The sequence below is a fragment of the Pseudomonas sp. IT-P253 genome, assembly GCF_949768125.1.
In the GTDB taxonomy this organism is placed as follows: Bacteria; Pseudomonadota; Gammaproteobacteria; order Pseudomonadales; family Pseudomonadaceae; genus Aquipseudomonas.
In genome coordinates this window covers 18828-36411 of sequence record NZ_CATKPT010000066.1, presented here as the reverse complement: position 1 = coordinate 36411, position 17584 = coordinate 18828, and the positions used below count along the sequence as shown (strand labels likewise).

General features: G+C 60.4%; 15 protein-coding genes and 1 other RNA gene. All 16 read right to left on the bottom strand.

All coding sequences use genetic code 11. The annotated features are described in order from the left end of the window. Positions 1–81 precede the first annotated feature (81 nt). The 16 genes from ftsZ to rnpB all read right to left on the bottom strand — a co-directional run bounded on the left by ftsZ (position 82) and on the right by rnpB (position 17581). Positions 82–1275, bottom strand: a complete 1194-nt coding sequence (gene ftsZ, locus ACM6IR_RS24185) for a cell division protein FtsZ (RefSeq protein ID WP_414910013.1) — start codon at positions 1273–1275, stop codon at positions 82–84. 70 nt (positions 1276–1345) lie between these two features. Beyond that, positions 1346–2605, bottom strand: a complete 1260-nt coding sequence (ftsA, locus tag ACM6IR_RS24180) for a cell division protein FtsA (RefSeq protein ID WP_414910012.1) — start codon at positions 2603–2605, stop codon at positions 1346–1348. Positions 2606–2620: 15 nt separating this feature from the next. Continuing rightward, entirely contained in the window at positions 2621–3490 is an 870-nt protein-coding gene (locus tag ACM6IR_RS24175) for a cell division protein FtsQ/DivIB (protein ID WP_414910011.1), read from the bottom strand. Positions 3491–3494: 4 nt separating this feature from the next. Continuing rightward, complete coding sequence (locus tag ACM6IR_RS24170; RefSeq protein ID WP_414910010.1) at positions 3495–4463, bottom strand: D-alanine--D-alanine ligase; 969 nt, start codon at positions 4461–4463, stop codon at positions 3495–3497. Next, positions 4460–5920, bottom strand: coding sequence for a UDP-N-acetylmuramate--L-alanine ligase (gene murC / locus ACM6IR_RS24165; RefSeq protein ID WP_414910009.1), 1461 nt, complete (start codon positions 5918–5920; stop codon positions 4460–4462). Before murC ends, ACM6IR_RS24170 begins: the two co-directional genes overlap by 4 nt. Continuing rightward, positions 5913–6983, bottom strand: a complete 1071-nt coding sequence (murG, locus tag ACM6IR_RS24160; protein WP_414910008.1) for an undecaprenyldiphospho-muramoylpentapeptide beta-N-acetylglucosaminyltransferase — start codon at positions 6981–6983, stop codon at positions 5913–5915. The genes murC and murG overlap by 8 nt, the downstream gene beginning before the upstream one ends. Next, on the bottom strand, positions 6973–8190 hold the full coding sequence (gene ftsW / locus ACM6IR_RS24155; protein ID WP_414910007.1) for a putative lipid II flippase FtsW: 1218 nt from the start codon (positions 8188–8190) through the stop codon (positions 6973–6975). Before ftsW ends, murG begins: the two co-directional genes overlap by 11 nt. After that, entirely contained in the window at positions 8187–9533 is a 1347-nt protein-coding gene (gene murD / locus ACM6IR_RS24150; protein WP_414910006.1) for a UDP-N-acetylmuramoyl-L-alanine--D-glutamate ligase, read from the bottom strand. Before murD ends, ftsW begins: the two co-directional genes overlap by 4 nt. A 5-nt stretch (positions 9534–9538) precedes the next feature. Continuing rightward, on the bottom strand, positions 9539–10621 hold the full coding sequence (gene mraY, locus ACM6IR_RS24145) for a phospho-N-acetylmuramoyl-pentapeptide-transferase (RefSeq protein ID WP_007939841.1): 1083 nt from the start codon (positions 10619–10621) through the stop codon (positions 9539–9541). Beyond that, positions 10621–11988, bottom strand: coding sequence for a UDP-N-acetylmuramoyl-tripeptide--D-alanyl-D-alanine ligase (locus tag ACM6IR_RS24140; protein WP_414910005.1), 1368 nt, complete (start codon positions 11986–11988; stop codon positions 10621–10623). The genes mraY and ACM6IR_RS24140 overlap by 1 nt, the downstream gene beginning before the upstream one ends. Continuing rightward, positions 11981–13444 (bottom strand): UDP-N-acetylmuramoyl-L-alanyl-D-glutamate--2,6-diaminopimelate ligase, encoded by a 1464-nt coding sequence (locus ACM6IR_RS24135; protein ID WP_414910004.1) that lies wholly within the window; start codon positions 13442–13444, stop codon positions 11981–11983. Before ACM6IR_RS24135 ends, ACM6IR_RS24140 begins: the two co-directional genes overlap by 8 nt. Then, positions 13444–15183 carry a peptidoglycan D,D-transpeptidase FtsI family protein gene (locus tag ACM6IR_RS24130; protein ID WP_414910168.1) on the bottom strand — a complete coding sequence of 580 codons (1740 nt, stop codon included), beginning with the start codon at positions 15181–15183 and terminating at the stop codon, positions 13444–13446. Before ACM6IR_RS24130 ends, ACM6IR_RS24135 begins: the two co-directional genes overlap by 1 nt. Then, on the bottom strand, positions 15183–15476 hold the full coding sequence (gene ftsL / locus ACM6IR_RS24125; RefSeq protein WP_123410156.1) for a cell division protein FtsL: 294 nt from the start codon (positions 15474–15476) through the stop codon (positions 15183–15185). Before ftsL ends, ACM6IR_RS24130 begins: the two co-directional genes overlap by 1 nt. Next, positions 15473–16420, bottom strand: coding sequence for a 16S rRNA (cytosine(1402)-N(4))-methyltransferase RsmH (gene rsmH, locus ACM6IR_RS24120; RefSeq protein ID WP_414910003.1), 948 nt, complete (start codon positions 16418–16420; stop codon positions 15473–15475). Before rsmH ends, ftsL begins: the two co-directional genes overlap by 4 nt. Then, positions 16417–16872, bottom strand: a complete 456-nt coding sequence (gene mraZ / locus ACM6IR_RS24115; RefSeq protein WP_008147486.1) for a division/cell wall cluster transcriptional repressor MraZ — start codon at positions 16870–16872, stop codon at positions 16417–16419. Before mraZ ends, rsmH begins: the two co-directional genes overlap by 4 nt. A 355-nt stretch (positions 16873–17227) precedes the next feature. Then, positions 17228–17581, bottom strand: an RNA gene (gene rnpB, locus ACM6IR_RS24110) — RNase P RNA component class A. Between the last annotated feature and the right edge of the window lie 3 nt (positions 17582–17584).

Below are 17584 nucleotides of genomic sequence, written 5' to 3'. Positions count from 1 at the left end.
TGGTATCAACAAAGGCTGGCGATGATAGCAGACCAGACCTTTGCTGAACACCAATCACCTTCATAGCCCTGATACATTCCATTAATCGGCCTGACGACGCAGGAAAGCCGGGATATCCAGGTAATCCAGGTCATCCTGTGGATTCATCTTCGCGGCAGTCGCAGCACCGGCCTGAGCCTGGTTGCGCATGACGGTCGGACGGTCCAGGTCACGGTAGTTAACCGCTGGTGCTTCCTGGCGAGAAGGTGCCGATTGCTGCGGCTGGGAGGCCATGGAGGTGTGAACGGTGTTGTCGATAACCTTCATAGGCTTCTCGATTTTCGCGCCCAGACCGGTGGCAACCACAGTCACGTGCAGTTCGTCGCGCATGTCCGGATCGATAACGGTACCGACCTTGACCATGGCGTGCTCGGAAGCGAAGGCTTCGATGATGCTACCCACGTCGGAGTACTCACCCAGGGACAGGTCAGGACCGGCGGTGATGTTCACCAGGATGCCGCGTGCACCTTGCAGGTTCACGTCTTCCAGCAGCGGGTTGCGAATGGCCGCTTCGGTAGCCTCACGTGCACGGTTCGGACCGCTGGCGCAGCCAGTGCCCATCATCGCCATGCCCATTTCGCTCATCACGGTACGCACGTCGGCAAAGTCGACGTTGATCATGCCCGGACGCTTGATGATGTCGGAGATACCGCGAACGGCACCGGCCAATACATCGTCGGCCTTGGCGAAAGCCGACAGCAGGCTGGCGTCCTTACCGAGGATGGTCAGCAGCTTCTCGTTGGGAATGGTGATCAACGAGTCGACGCTTTCAGACAGCAGACGGATACCCTCGTCAGCGATCTGCATACGCTTGCGGCCTTCGAACGGGAACGGACGAGTCACCACCGCAACGGTGAGGATCCCCATTTCCTTGGCCACTTCAGCAATGATTGGCGCAGCACCGGTACCGGTACCACCGCCCATGCCGGTGGTGATGAACACCATATTGGTGCCCTGCAGGACTTCGGCAATGCGCTCACGATCTTCGAGAGCAGCCTGACGACCTACTTCAGGGTTGGCGCCAGCGCCCAGACCTTTGGTCACGCCGGTGCCCAGTTGCAGGATGGTCCGCGCGCCAATGCTTTTCAGCGCCTGGGCATCAGTGTTGGCGCAGATGAATTCAACGCCTTCAATGTTGCTCTTGACCATGTGGTTGACAGCGTTGCCGCCGCCTCCGCCAACACCGATAACTTTAATAACCGGGCTTGCGGGGATGTTGTCTACGAGTTCGAACATTTTCCCTCTCCTTTGATTCTCTAGTTTTTTCGCCTACTGCCTGTCTCTACAACGGTGCTGCGATAAATCTTTAGAAGTTGCCTTGTACCCAGCTCTTGATGCGATCGAGCAAGGCGGCTTTCGGTTCGTCGTTGCTGTAGCTGTCGCGACTGCTGATGCCCGAGAACGAAACCCCGTCGGACTGCTTCTGCAGGCCATACATCAACAAGCCGACACCCGTGGAATAAATCGGGTTGCGGACCACGTCGTCCAGGCCCTTGACGCCATGCGGCACGCCCAGGCGAACCGGCATGTGGAAGATTTCCTCGGCCAGTTCGGTGGCGCCTTCCATCTTCGACGTACCACCGGTGAGCACGATGCCGGCCGGGATCAGGTCTTCGTAGCCACTGCGACGCAGCTCGGCCTGGATCAGCGTGAACAGTTCGTCGTAACGCGGCTCGACCACTTCGGCCAGGGCCTGACGGGACAGCTCGCGCGGTGGACGATCGCCAACGCTCGGGACTTTGATGGTTTCGCCGGCACCGGCCAGTTTGGCCAGGGCACAGGCGTAGCGAATCTTGATTTCTTCGGCGTACTGGGTCGGCGTGCGCAACGCCATGGCGATGTCGTTGGTCACCTGATCGCCCGCAATCGGGATCACCGCGGTGTGGCGAATCGCGCCTTCAGTGAAGATCGCGATGTCGGTGGTGCCGCCGCCGATATCAACCAGGCACACGCCCAGCTCTTTCTCGTCGTCGGTCAGCACCGAGTACGCGGAAGCCAGTTGCTCGAGGATGATGTCGTCGATTTCCAGACCGCAACGGCGCACGCATTTTTCAATGTTCTGTGCGGCGTTGACGGCGCAGGTGACCACGTGGACCTTGGCTTCCAGACGTACGCCGGACATGCCCAGTGGTTCACGAACGCCTTCCTGGTTATCGATCACGTAATCCTGCGGCAGGGTGTGCAGCACGCGCTGGTCAGCCGGGATCGCCACGGCCTGGGCGGCATCCAGTACGCGCTCAAGGTCAGCTGTACTGACTTCGCGATCACGAATCGCCACGATGCCGTGGGAGTTCAGACTGCGGATGTGATTGCCCGCCACGCCAACGAACGCCGAGTGGATCCGGCAGCCGGCCATCAGCTGTGCTTCTTCGATCGCGCGCTGGATCGACTGCACGGTGGACTCAATGTTCACCACCACGCCTTTCTTCAGGCCACGGGACGGATGCGTACCGATCCCGACGATTTCCAGCGTGCCGTCGTCCGACACCTCACCTACCAGCGCCACCACTTTGGAGGTGCCGATATCGAGACCGACGATCATTTTGCCGCTTTGCACGTTTGCCATGGGTCCTGCCTCTTCTTAATTCTTCGCGACAGCGGGTTGGGCTGTCGTGGGCGCTACAGGTTCCCGCCAGCCAACGGCGAGGCCGTTGGCGTAGCGCAGATCGATGCGCGCAATGTTCGTAATCTGTTCTTTAAGCGTCTTGTCGTAGATGGCAATGAAACGGCGCATCTTTTCCACCAGGTTGCCGCGACCCAGCAGCAGTTCGATCCCCGGGCCCGCACTGCCGGCACCGGTGGTCAGGAACCAGCTGCCTCGTTCACGCAACTCCAGGCGTGCAATCGAGAAGCCCAACGGCCTGAGCATCTGGCTCAACACCTGGTATTGCTGCATCACTTGCTGCTGAGCCCGCTGTGGGCCGAACAGCTGCGGCAAGTGTTCGTAGTTCGCCAGCTCTCGCGGGGTGAACGCCTGGCCCTGGTTGTTCAACAGCGATTCGTCGCCCCAACGGGCCACCGGCAGTTGTTCTTCCAGGCGGATCACTACTTGATCCGGCCACACCCTGCGCACTTCGGCGTGGGCAATCCATGGCATCTGTTCCAGCTCGGTGCGCATGCTCGCCAGGTCGATGGTGAAGAAGCTCGACGCCACGTACGGGGCGATCCGCTGCTGCACCGCTTGCTGGCTGATGTAACTCAAATCACCCTGCACGTTGATCTTGGTGATCGGCCGGTCGGCGTACGGCAACAAACGCTGCGCGCCTTCATAAGTGCCAAACCCCAGCGCCACCAGCAATACGGGCCAGAACAAGCTTTTCAGAAAGCCAAAATTGGCTTTCGGCAGGCGCACAGACATCGGCTCTTTGGCCACCATTCGGCTGGCTCCCCGAGGTACCGGCTTGCGGCCGGGTGCTGGGGGTGCCTGATGTCTTAGCTGAGCGCCTTGCATGGTCTTAACCTCGCGGCTCGTTGTTGCCGGCAATGCTGGCGGCCAAAATCGCCAGAACCAGTTGCTGGAAATCCAGACCGGCAGCACGGGCCGCCATCGGCACCAGACTGTGATCGGTCATGCCCGGTGCGGTGTTGACTTCCAGGAACCAGAACTGCCCGTCGGCGTCCTGCATCACGTCTGCCCTGCCCCAACCGGCGATACCCAGCGCCTCACAGGCTTTCGCCGTCAGGTCCATGAGTTCCTTTTCTTTGTCGCTGTCCAGGCCACACGGGATCCGGTACTGGGTATCGGAGGCCACATACTTGGCGTCGTAGTCGTAGAAGCTGTGCGTCGTGCCCAGGGCAATTGGTGGCAACACCTGGTCACGCAGGGTGGCGATGGTGAACTCCGGACCTTGAATCCATTGCTCGACCAACACTTGCGAATCGTAGGTACTGGCCGCTTTCCAGGCGTCAATCAATTCAGACGCGGAAGTCACTTTGGCCATCCCGATACTTGAACCTTCATGCGCCGGTTTGACGATCAAAGGGAAGCCCAGTTCCGTGGCCGCCGAAATACAATCGGCCTCGCTGCTCAAAGCAGCGTGACGTGGCGTCGGGATACCCAGGCTGTGCCAGACCTGTTTGGTCCGCAGCTTGTCCATCGCCAGCGCCGAGGCAAGAATGCCGCTGCCGGTGTAGGGAATTCCCAGGCATTCGAGCAGGCCCTGCATGCTGCCGTCTTCACCGCCACGACCGTGGAGAATGATGAAGGCGCGGTCGATCTTTTCGTTCAACAGACGCTGCAGAAGGTCATCGCCCACGTCGAGACCGAACGCGTCCACACCAGCGCTTTGCAGCGCCTGGAGAACTGCGTTACCCGACTTCAGGGAAACCTCACGCTCGGCACTCTTGCCGCCGAACAGCACGGCGACGCGGCCGAAGTCTTTCGGCGCGAGGGTGGAGACGAGGTTGGCGTAAGCAGCAGTCATTTCAACTTCCCCACAGTTGGCGCAGCAACGGCGCCAGCGAACAACGGACTCTTCAACAGTTTTGGTGCGAGACCACCGATATCACCAGCGCCCTGGCACAGCAGGATGTCGCCGGCACGCAGCAGCGGCTTGACCACCGGCGCGAGGTCGACACCACGATCGATGTAGATCGGATCGAGCTGACCGCGCTGGCGGATGCTATTGCACAGTTTGCGACTGTCAGCGCCCGGAATCGGCTCTTCACCGGCCGGATACACTTCCATCAACAGCAGCACGTTGGCGTCGGCCAGTACATTGACGAAATCGTCGTACAGGTCACGGGTGCGGCTGTAACGGTGCGGCTGATACACCATCACCAGACGGCGCTCCGGCCAGCCACCGCGTACGGCTTTGATCACGGCGGCGACTTCGGTCGGGTGGTGACCGTAATCGTCGACCAGCATCACGTTGCCACCCTCTACCGGCAATTCGCCGTAGACCTGGAAACGTCGACCGACACCCTGGAACCCGGACAGGCCCTGGACGATGGCTTCATCACTGACGCCTTCGTCGGAGGCGATGCAAATGGTGGCCAGTGCGTTCAACACGTTGTGGTTACCCGGCATGTTCACCGAGACATCCAGCGGCTCACAATCAGGACGCAGCACGGTAAAGAAGGTCTGCATGCCTTGCTGGCGCACATTGATGGCGCGCACGTCACAGTCATCGCCGAAGCCATAAGTGACCGTCGGACGTTTCACCAGCGGCAGGATTTCACGCACCACCGGATCGTCCAGGCACACTACCGCCAGCCCATAGAAAGGCAGGTTGTGGAGGAACTCGACGAAGGTTTTTTTCAGTTTGTTGAAGTCACCGTCGTAGGTCGCCATGTGGTCGGCGTCGATGTTGGTGACGACGGCCACCAGCGGCTGCAAGTGCAGGAAGCTGGCATCGCTTTCGTCGGCTTCGGCGATCAGGTAGCGACTGGTGCCGAGCTGGGCATTGGTGCCCGCCGCATTCAGGCGGCCACCGATGACGAACGTCGGGTCCAGGCCACCGGCCGCGAACACCGAGGCGATCAGGCTGGTGGTGGTGGTTTTGCCGTGGGTACCAGCGACGGCGATGCCGTGACGGTAACGCATCAGCTCAGCCAGCATTTCAGCACGCGGCACCACCGGAATCCGGCGCTCCAGCGCGGTGGCGACTTCCGGGTTGGAAGTGTTCACCGCACTCGACACCACCAGCACGTCCGCGGCGGCAGCGTTCTCGGCACGGTGACCGATGAAAATCTTCGCGCCAAACGATTCCAGGCGTTCGGTCACTGGCGAGGCTTTCAGGTCGGAACCGGACACTTTATAGCCCAGGTTCAACAACACTTCGGCAATCCCGCACATGCCCACGCCGCCGATACCGACGAAGTGGATGCGACGGATGCGGCGCATTTCCGGTTGCGGCATGGCTTTCTGATTCTCAACCATGGGCCACCTCCAGGCAGGTATCGACCACGTTACGGGTGGCATCGGGTTTGGCCAGGCGGCGGGCCGCGGAGGCCATGTCGGTGAGTCGTTGTGGTTGCATCAGGACCTCGGTCAGGCGCGCGGCAAGATCCGCTGCGCCAGTCGTTCTTTGCGGCATCACGAAGGCAGCGCCTTCACGGGCCAAATAATCGGCATTGCGGGTCTGGTGATCGTCGATCGCATGGGGCAAAGGCACCAGCATCGAGGGCAGACCGGCGGCAGCCAGTTCACTGATGGTCAGCGCGCCTGCGCGGCATACCACCAGGTCGGCCCAGCCATAGGCTTGGGCCATGTCTTTGATGAAAGGCTGCACTTGCGCCTCGACGCCAGCCGCGCGATAGCGCTCTGCAGTCACTTCATCGTGGTTTTTGCCGGCCTGATGAAACACTTCCGGGCGCAGGTCGGAGGCGACTTGCGACAGGGCTTCAGGCAGCAATTTGTTCAACGGTTCTGCGCCCAGGCTTCCGCCCAGAATCAGTAAACGCGCCTTGCGACCGGCCAGGGCAGGTCGCGGTGTATCGAGGAACAGCTCGGTGCGCACCGGGTTACCGGTGGTCCGACGGCTGTCCGACAGGGTAAAGGTGTCGGGGAACGCTTCACAGACTCGGGCGGCCAACGGCACCAGCAACCGATTGGCGGTACCGGCTATGGCGTTCTGCTCGTGAACGATCACCGGCACGCCGACCAGTTTGGCCGCGACGCCGCCAGGACCGGTCACAAAACCACCGAAACCGACCACACACACCGGCCGCAGCTGGCGAATGATCGCGCGCGCCTGCCAGATGGACTTGAGCAACATGAACGGTGCCTTGAGCAGGGACAATTTGCCCTTGCCGCGCAGTCCGCTGGCGTTGATCCGGTGCAGCTCGATGCCGGCCATCGGCACCAGGTCGTTTTCGATGCCACGCGGTGTCCCGAGCCAGTGCACGGTATAACCGCGGGCCTGAAATTCGCGAGCGCAAGCCAACGCGGGGAACACGTGGCCCCCGGTACCGCCCGCCATGATCAAAACGTTAGCGCCCATGGTTCGGCTCCTCGTCGAAGTCGCTCTCATGGAACTCCATTTCTTCACTGCCGAGGTGGGTTCGACTCTCCCACTCGATGCGTAGCAACAAACCGAGGCAGGCGCAGCAAATCACCAACGAACTACCGCCATAACTGAGGAACGGCAGCGTCAGACCTTTGGTTGGCAGCAGACCCACGTTCACTCCGATGTTGATCAGGAACTGACCAATCCACAGGAACGACAAGCCGTATGCGATGTAGGCGGCGAAGAATTGCTTGGCCTTCTCGGCCCAAAAACCGATGTACATGCCACGAATACAGACAAAGACGAACAGCGCTACGGTGCACAAAGAACCTACGGCACCCAGTTCTTCGGCCAGGACCGAAAACACGAAGTCGGTGTGGGCTTCCGGCAGGTAGAACTGCTTCTGCACGCTGTTGCCCAGGCCAACGCCCAGCCATTCACCGCGACCAAAGGCGATCAATGCCTGGGACAACTGATAGCCGGCACCGAACTGGTCGGCCCACGGATCGGCAAAGTTGGTCAGGCGCGCCATTCGATACGGCTGCACTTGAATCAACAACACCACCGCCGCAACCGCCAGGACAACCATCAAGGAAAACCGGAACAGCCCGACCCCGCCGAGGAACAGCATCGCCGCAGCAGCCCCCATCATCACGACGGTGGCACCGAAGTCCGGCTCCATCAGCAACAGACCTGCCATTGGCAGCAGAACGATGAAAGGCTTGAAGAAGCCCATCCAGCTTTCACGCACTTCTTTCTGGCGCCGCACCAGATAGCCGGCGAGGTAGATCACCACGAACACCTTGGCGATCTCGGAAGGCTGAACGTTGAAGAAGCTGAAACCGATCCAGCGCATCGAACCGTTCACTTCACGGCCGATCCCCGGGACGATCACCATCACCAGCAAACCGAATGCACCCAGCAGCATCAGCCAGCCCAGGCGTTGCCAGGTGGCAATCGGGATCATCATGGTGACGATGCAGGCACCGAGGCCGAGCACGATGTAAATAAGGTGGCGAATCATGTAATACAGCGCACTGCCCGACTGCACCGCCGCCACTTCGGTGGAGGCCGATGCAATCATGACCAGACCCAGACCGAGCAGGGCCAGGCAGCCGGCGAGCATCGGAAAATCGAGGTCGATGCCGCGCCCGGTAATGATCGGCGACGGATACGGCTTGATGATATTTCTCAGGCTCATGCCAGATCCTCCACAGCGCGGATGAACTGGTGACCACGGTCTTCGTAATTCTTGAACATGTCGAAACTGGCGCAGGCCGGCGACAGCAGCACCGCATCGCCCGGTTCGGCAAGGGCGCGGCATTGCGCGACTGCTTCGTCCAGCGAGCTGACGCGAACCAATGGCACGGCATCGCCAATGGCCTGGCCGATCAAATCGGAGTCACGGCCCATCAGCACCACGGCGCGGCAGTTGGCCGCCACCGGGTCACGCAGGTCCTTGAACTCGGCCCCCTTGCCGTCGCCACCGGCGATCAGTACGAGTTTGCCCTCGATGTCCGCGCCCAACCCTTCGATAGCCGCCAGCGCGGCGCCTACGTTGGTGGCTTTGGAATCGTTGTAGTAGCTCACGCCATTCAGATCGCGAACCCACTGGCAGCGATGCTCAAGCCCGGCAAACGTACGCAGGCTCGAGAGCATGGCGTCGAACGGCAGGCCGACCGCGTGGCCCAGGGCCAATGCTGCCAATGCGTTGGACTGGTTGTGGGCGCCGCGAATTTTCAACTCGCGCACCGGCATCAGGTTCTGGAACTCGAAGGCCAGGTATTTCTCGCCGTCTTCTTCGCGGATACCGAACGCCTTGAAATCGGGTTTGCTCAAACCGAAGGTCCAGCAGGGCTGACCTTCACCCATCAACGGACGGCTCAGGGCATCCTGACGGTTGACCACAAACTGCTTCGCGCCACGGAAGATCCGGTGCTTGGCCAGATGATAGGCCGGCAGGCCGCTGTAGCGGTCCATGTGGTCTTCGCTGACGTTGAGCACCGTCGCCACTTCAGCGCCGAGGTTGTCGGTGGTTTCCAGCTGGAAGCTCGACAGCTCCATCACGTACAGCTCGACGTCATCGCTGAGCAGGTCCAGCGCCGGTGTGCCGAGGTTGCCGCCGACGGCGACACGCTTGCCGGCGGCTGCCGCCATCTCGCCGACCAGGGTGGTGACGGTGCTTTTTGCGTTGGAGCCGCTGATGGCGACAATCGGCGCTTTTGCGTTACGCGCGAACAGTTCGATGTCGCCGGACAATTTCACGCCACGGGCGGCGGCAGCCTGCAGGGCCGGCGTTGCCAGCGCCAGACCAGGGCTGACGTAGAGTTCATCGGCGCGGCACAAGAACTCAACGTCCAGTTCGCCACAACGCACCTCCACGTGCGGATAGTCACGCTTGAGCGTGGCCAGTTCCGGTGGATTTTCCCGCGTATCGGCGACAGCGAACGACGTGCCCCGGTTCGCCAGGAAGCGAACCAGGGACATGCCGCTCTTGCCGAGGCCGACAACGATGCGGAAGTGGTCAGAAGCGATCAGAGACACTCGTTCTACCTCAGCTTCAGGGTGGCAAGGCCAATCAGCACGAGAATCACGGTGATGATCCAGAAACGGACGATCACGCGCGGCTCGGGCCAGCCCTTGAGTTCAAAGTGGTGGTGAATCGGCGCCATGCGGAATACACGGCGACCGGTCAGTTTAAAAGAGGCGACCTGAATGACCACGGAGAGGGTTTCCATCACGAACACACCGCCCATGATGAACAGGACGATTTCCTGACGGACGATCACCGCGATGGTGCCCAAGGCGGCGCCCAGCGCCAATGCGCCGACATCGCCCATGAAAACCTGTGCCGGATAAGTATTGAACCAGAGGAATCCGAGGCCGGCACCGATCAACGCGCCGCAGAACACAATCAGCTCGCCCGCGCCCGGCACATAAGGAATCAGCAGGTATTCAGCAAACTTCACGTTACCCGACAGGTAGCAGAAAATGCCCAGCCCGCCGCCTACCATCACGGTCGGCATGATCGCCAGACCATCGAGGCCGTCGGTCAGGTTGACTGCGTTGCTGGAGCCGACGATCACGAAATAAGTCAGGACGATGAAGCCGGCGCCCAGCGGAATGCTGTAGTCCTTGAGCATCGGCAGGATCAGGGTGGTTTCCACCGGCGTCGCTGCGGTCATATAAAGGAAGATCGCCGCGCCCAGGCCAAACACTGACTGCCAGAAGTACTTCCAGCGGCTTGGCAAGCCACGGGAATTCTTCTCGATCACTTTGCGATAGTCGTCGACCCAGCCAATGGCGCCGAACAGCAGGGTCACCAGCAACACGACCCACACGTAACGGTTCGCCAGGTCAGCCCAGAGCAAGGTGCTGACACCGATGGACGACAAAATCAGCGCGCCGCCCATGGTCGGGGTGCCTGACTTGGAGAGGTGCGATTGTGGACCGTCGTTGCGAACGGATTGACCGATCTGACGGTTCTGCAAAGTGCGGATCATCCACGGGCCATAGCACAGCGACAAAACCAGCGCGGTCAGCACACCGAGAATCCCGCGCAGGGTCAGGTACTGAAAGACCGCGAAGCCTTTGTAGAACTGTTGCAGATACTCCGCTAGCAGCAGCAGCATTAATGTTTCTCCAGGCTGGTCCCGCACAAAGCGGCGACGATGTTTTCCATCGCGGCGCTACGCGAACCCTTGATCAAAATGGTGGTGTTTGTGTCTTGCTCGGCGCCGAGTGCCTTGATCAGTTCAGCCTGAGTGCTGAAGTGATAGGCCTGTTCGCCGAAAGCGTTGACGGCGTGAGCCATCATTGGCCCGACTGCGTAAAGCGCGGAAACCTTGCCACGGGCGTATTCGCCCACGTCGCGGTGACCCTGCTCCGCCCAATCGCCCAACTCGCCGATATCCCCGAGCACCAAAACGGTGCGACCGGAAAAACCGGCGAGTATATCAACGGCGGCGCACATCGAGGTGGGGTTCGCGTTGTAAGTGTCATCAATCACGCGCATGCCATTAGTGGCCAGTTGCGCGACAGTACGGCCCTTCACAGGTTGTACCGCGCCGAGGCCGGTGGCGATGCCGAACAGCGACACGCCCAAGGCATGAGCGGCAGCGGCGGCGGCCATGGCATTGGCGACGTTATGGGTGCCGAGCAGGTTCAGTTGAACGCGCTCCACACCGTCAGGACTGTGCAGGTTGAAGGCCGGGCAACCGCGAGCGTCGCGGTCCAGATCGCTGGCGTAGAAATCGGCGCTGACGTTGCTCAGGGCGAAGGTCAGGATTTTGCGACCGGCAGCGCGGGTCTTCCAGATCTCGAATGCCTTGTCGTCCAGATTGAGAACGGCGACGCCATCGGCATCCAGCCCTTCAATAATCTCGCCTTTGGCTTCAACGATTTTTTCCGGCCCGCCGAACTCGCCGACATGGGCGGTCCCGGCGTTGTTGAGGATGGCCACGTGCGGCTTGGTCATGCCGACGGTGTAGGCAATTTCGCCTAGCCGCGAAGCACCGAGCTCGATGACGGCGGCGGTGTGTTCCGGCGCGAGTTCGAGCAGGGTCAACGGAACACCGAGGTCGTTGTTCAGGTTGCCACGGGTCGCCAACACCGGACCACGGGTGCGCAGGATGCTCGCGAGCATTTCCTTGACCGTGGTCTTGCCGCTGGAACCGGTGATCACCGCGACCGGTTGGGTGAAAGCGGCACGGTTGATTGCGCCCAATTGGCCCAATGCCTGGCGGGTGTCTTTGACCTGCAATTGCGGCAGCGCGCTGTCGGCCACCTCGTGCTCGACCAGGGCAGCCACGGCGCCTTTGTCAGCCACGTCATTCAAATAGTCATGGCCATCGAAACGCGGACCGGTCAGCGCAATAAAGAGTTGGCCAGGCTTGATCGCGCGGCTGTCGATGCTGACACCATCGAACGTGGCATCGGCCCCGATCAACTGTCCCTTCAATGCGCCGGTCAGCTCGCTCAGTTTCAAATGTTTAAGCATGGGCCACCTCCCACGCAGTCAAGGCGTGATCGGCTTCGACCAGATCGGAGAAAGCGTGACGTTCACCGTTGATTTCCTGATAGTCCTCGTGACCTTTGCCGGCCAGGACAATCACGTCATCGGCCGACGCGCTGGCGATCAACTGCGCTATCGCCTGGCCGCGGCCAGCGACGAAGGTCACTTTATCCACCGCCGTGAAACCGGCACGGATGTCATCAAAAATCACTGCAGGGTCTTCAGTGCGCGGGTTGTCGTCGGTGACCAGCACGCCATCGGCCAGACGCTCGACCACTTCAGCCATCAGCGGACGCTTGCCGCGATCGCGATCGCCGCCGCAACCGAACAGGCACAGCAAACGACCTTTGGCGTGGGGACGCAGGGCCGTCAGCACTTTTTCCAACGCATCCGGGGTGTGGGCGTAATCAACCACCACCAGCGGTTGAGTACCGCCGCCAAGACGCTGCATCCGACCGGCCGGGCCTTCGAGTTTCGGCAGGACGTTGAGTATTTCGTCCAAGGCGTAGTCCAGACCGAGCAAAGCACCGACGGCTGCCAGCACGTTGCTCAAGTTGAAGCGACCGAGCAAGGTGCTGCGCAAATGGTGCTCGCCTTGCGGGGTGACCAATGTGGCGCGTACCCCCTCGTCGTCGAACTGCGCCTCACGGCAATACAGGTAGGCGCTGCTGTCGAGCAAGCTGTAGGTGATCAGTCGCGATTCGAGTTTTTCGGCGGCCAGCTGCCGGCCAAAATCGTCGTCGAGGTTAACCACCCGGCACTTCAACTCGCTCCAGTCAAACAGCTTGGCCTTGGTATCGGCGTAGGCCTGCATGGTGCCGTGGTAATCCAGATGATCGCGGGACAGGTTGGTCATCACCGCGACATTGAACGCCAGCGCGGTCACTCGGCCCTGATCCAGGCCATGGGAAGAGACTTCCATGGCCACGGCTTTGGCGCCGGCCTTTTTCAGGTCGGCAAGGGTCGCTTGCACGGCAATCGCATTCGGCGTGGTGTGCAAGCCACTTTCCAGCGCGCCGTAGAAACCGGTGCCCAGCGTACCGACGATGCCACAATGTTGGCCGAGCAGGTCAAGGGCCTGGGCAACCAATTGGGTCACACTGGTTTTGCCGTTGGTGCCGGTCACGCCGACCAGGTTCAGGTGACGACTGGGGTCACCGTAAAAACGTCCGGCAATGTCCGACAGCTGCGCTGCCAGGCCTTTGACCGGAATCAATGGCACATCGGTAATGGGCAGCACGGTGGCACCCTCGACTTCATACGCCACGGCAGCCGCGCCGCGTTGCAAGGCGTCAGCGATGTGCGCGCGGCCGTCGAACTTGCCGCCAGGGACGGCGAGAAACAGATCGCCAGCTCGCACATTGCGACTGTCCAGCGCCAGTTCGCGGATCAACAGATCACGGCCGGCATGGGCGAAAATCTTGTTCAGACTCAGAGACATCAGCCGCGCCCTCCATTGGCTTTCAGCGGAACGACGGGGGTTGCGTTGGCTGTTTGAGTAGGCGGCAGGTTATCCGGGGTGATGTTCATCAGGCGCAAGGTCCCGGACATCACTTTGCTGAACACCGGCGCCGAAACCAGACCACCGAAGTAACCGGCCTTGGTTGGCTCGTCGATCACCACCACGATTGCGTAACGCGGGTCGCTCATCGGCCCGAAACCGGCGAACAGCGAGCGATACGAGTTTTCGGCGTAGCCTTTGGAGCCCACCGACGTCTTGCGCGCAGTACCCGATTTGCCTGCCACGTGATACGCCGGCACCTGCGCACGGAATACACCGCGCGGGGCTTCGATCACTTGGGTCAGCATGCCTTGCATGGTTTTCGCGACGGCTTCCGGCATCACTTGCGTGGTTTGCGGCGCCTTGTCGGTTTTGATCAGGGTCAGCGGCGCGAGGCGACCGTTGTTGGCCAGGGCCGAGAAGGCGTGGACCAACTGGATCGCGGTCACCGAAATACCGTAGCCGTAGGACAGCGTGGCCGTTTCAGCCTTGCGCCACTCGCGATAGTTCGGCAGGTTGCCGACCCGCTCGCCCGGGAAGCCGAGGCCGGTATCCTGGCCGAGACCGACTTTCTGCGCCAGACGGAAAATCGTTTCGCCGCCGATGTCGAACGCAACCTTACTCATACCGACGTTACTGGAGTTGATCAGAATGCCGGTCAGGTCGAGTACCGGACCTTCAGTCTTCGATACGTCCTTGATGGTGTACTTACCAATCTGCAAGCTGCCCGGGTACACCTCGACGGTATCGCTCGGCTTCCAGCGCCCGGTTTCAATCGCGGCACTCATGGAGATCGCTTTCATGGTCGAACCCGGCTCGAACACGTCGATCATCGCGCGGTTGCGCATCATCGCCGGTTGCAGGTTGCGACGGTTGTTCGGGTTATAGGTCGGCTGGTTGACCATGGCGAGGATTTCGCCGGTCTTCACGTCCATGATCACCAGGCTGCCAGCCTTGGCGCCGTTTTCGATGATCGCGTTGCGCAGCTCGCGGTTGGCCAGGTATTGCAGGCGCAGGTCAATGGACAACGCCAAGGGCTTTCCGGCCTTGGCGTTTTTGGTGACCTGGACATCTTTGATAAGCCTGCCGCGCCGGTCCTTGATGACCTGACGCTTGCCGGCGACCCCAGCCAGCCATTCATCGTAGGCCAGCTCCACACCTTCACGACCATGGTCGTCGATGTCGGTAAAGCCGACCATGTGCGCAGTCACTTCACCGGCGGGGTAGAAGCGCCGGAATTCTTCGATGCCGTAGACGCCCGGGACTTTCAGGTCGAGCACGGACTGGCCTTGCTCAGGCGTGAGCCCGCGCACCAGATAGATAAATTCTTTGTTGGCCTGAGCTTCGAGGCGTTCGGCCAGGGCTTTAGGGTCTTGGCCCAGTGCCGCCGCCAGAGCAGGCCATTTTTCTTTGGCCAGCTGCATTTCCTTGGCGTTGGCCCACAGCGTGGTCACCGGGGTGCTGACGGCCAAAGGCTCGCCGTTACGGTCGGTGATCAGACCACGGTGAGCCGGAATCGGAATATGTCGAACGCTGCGCGCGTCGCCCTGGCCTTTCAGGAAGGCACGGTCAACCACTTGCAGATCGATGATGCGCCAGGAAATCGCCGCGACCATGATCCCGAGCAAGCCCAGCACCACACGGAACCGCCATGGGTAAAGTGCGCCTTCGAGTTTCATCATGGAGCCACCATCCGCACTTCAGCTGCGCCAGGAATGCGCATCTTCAGTTGCTCGGTTGCCAATACTTCGATTCGGCTATGGGCAGTCCAGGTGCTCTGCTCGAGAATCAACCGTCCCCACTCCGCCTGCGCCTTGTCGCGCACGCTCAGCTCGTTGTAAAGCGAGTTCAGTAGTTGTCGGTTCCAGTGGGCGCTGTAGGACACGCCGATGGCCGACACCAGCACGCCAACAAACAGCAGCAGCATGAAAAAGCTTCCGCCGGGAAGTGGCTTGGCGAAAAGCTTGCTCACCGCAGCTTCTCCGCGACACGCATGACAGCGCTACGGGAACGTGGGTTGGCTTTGAGTTCGGCCTCGGAGGCGGACTGCGCTTTGCCATGGATTTTGATGATCGGTTCGAAAGCGACGTGACGTACCGGCAGGTTGCGCGGCAGGTTGTCGGCTTCGCCTTTAACCAGCTTGCGCATGAACAATTTGACGATGCGGTCTTCGAGCGAGTGGAAGCTGATGACCACCAGGCGGCCGCCCACTTCCAGGCATTCCAGCGCGGCTTCGAGGCCGGCTTCCAGATCGCCCAGTTCGTTGTTGACGTGAATACGCAAGCCCTGGAAGGCACGGGTCGCCGGGTTCTTGCCCTTTTCCCATGCCGGGTTGGCGACTTTCAAGACTTCAGCCAGGTCGGCGGTACGCTCGAACGGCTTGATGTCGCGACGCTCGGCCACGGCACGGGCCATGCGACCGGAAAAACGCTCTTCGCCGTATTGCTTGAACACGCGAGCGATTTCTTCCACCGGCGCGGTGTTGACGAATTCGGCGGCGCTGATCCCGCGGGACGGGTCCATGCGCATGTCCAGCGGACCATCATTGAGGAAACTGAAACCGCGCTCAGGGTCATCGAGCTGTGGCGACGACACGCCAAGGTCGAGCAAAATGCCGCTGACCTTGCCGTCCAGACCGCGCTCGGCAACTTCCGAACCGAGCTCGGCAAAGCTGCGCTGCACAACGACAAAGCGGCCGTCTTCGGCCGCTAGCGCTTGCCCGGTGGCAATCGCTTGAGGGTCTTTGTCGAACCCGAGCAACCGACCATCGGGCCCGAGCTGGCTGAGGATCAACCGGCTGTGCCCGCCGCGTCCGAACGTGCCGTCCAGATAGCAGCCATCAGGACGTACGGCGAGAGCCTCCACGGCTTCGTCAAGCAGTACGGTGATGTGGTTAAAGCCGCTATCAATAGTCACAGGATCAAATCACGCAGTTCATCAGGCATGGCGCCCGGTTGTTGAATAGCAGCCAGGTCAGCGGCAGAAACCGCATCCCAGGCATCCTCGTCCCACAATTGGAACTTGTTCAGTTGGCCTACCAACATCGCGCGCTTATCCAACTTGGCATATTCACGAAGACGCGGCGGAACCAGAAAACGACCACTGCCATCGAGCTCGAGGTCGACGGCATTACCAATCAGCAAACGTTGCAGGCGGCGGTTCTCTTCGCGAAGCGAAGGCAGTGCGCGCAGTTTGGTTTCAATAATTTCCCACTCATCGAGGGGGTAAACACACAAACACGGATCAACGGCATCAATTGTGACGATAAGCTGACCGGAACTACGCGAAACGAGCTCGTCACGGTACCGGCTCGGCATGGCGAGACGGCCCTTTGCATCGAGACTGATAGCGTTAGCTCCGCGAAACACGTCAGCGTTTCTCCAAATATTAGCGTTTTGAGCTCAAAAAACCCACTTCATGCCACTTTCCGCCACTTGCGCACACTATAGGAATGCGGCCACCGCACCGTCAAGGCGCGGATTAAAGGAAAACCCTTACAGAACTGAGATTTAGGAGCATATAAGGAGGGGCAACGAAAATCTGACGCGCCAATCAGCTCAATAACTTGAATCAGCTCTGAGGGCTGCATTCGAAAGTTAAAGTAGTTTGTTAAGAGTAAGATTTTTTTGGTATTACGAAAGTGCTTCAGCTGATGATTCTGGAACGAGGGAAATTACGACTGCCAGCACCCTGTTCAATGCTTCAAACAGGGAGAGAAAAAAGGTGGAGAGTCGATCTGTAAGCCGGGTTCTGTCTTGAACAGTCATTCGTCTACGATGGCCATCACTGGACATCTTTAGCAACCTACCCGGTCCCAGCGCGGGCCACGCCTTGGGACCCTATTTGGTCTTGCTCCAAGTGGGGTTTACCTAGCCACGAACTGTTGCCAGACGTGCGGTGCGCTCTTACCGCACCTTTTCACCCTTACCGGCGCCGAAGCGCTTAGGCGGTTATTTTCTGTGGCACTTTCCGTAGGCTCACGCCTCCCAGGCATTACCTGGCACTTCGCCCTATGGAGCCCGGACTTTCCTCCCCCCCCTAATTTTCATAGAGGGCAGCGACTGTCCGATCGACTCTCCG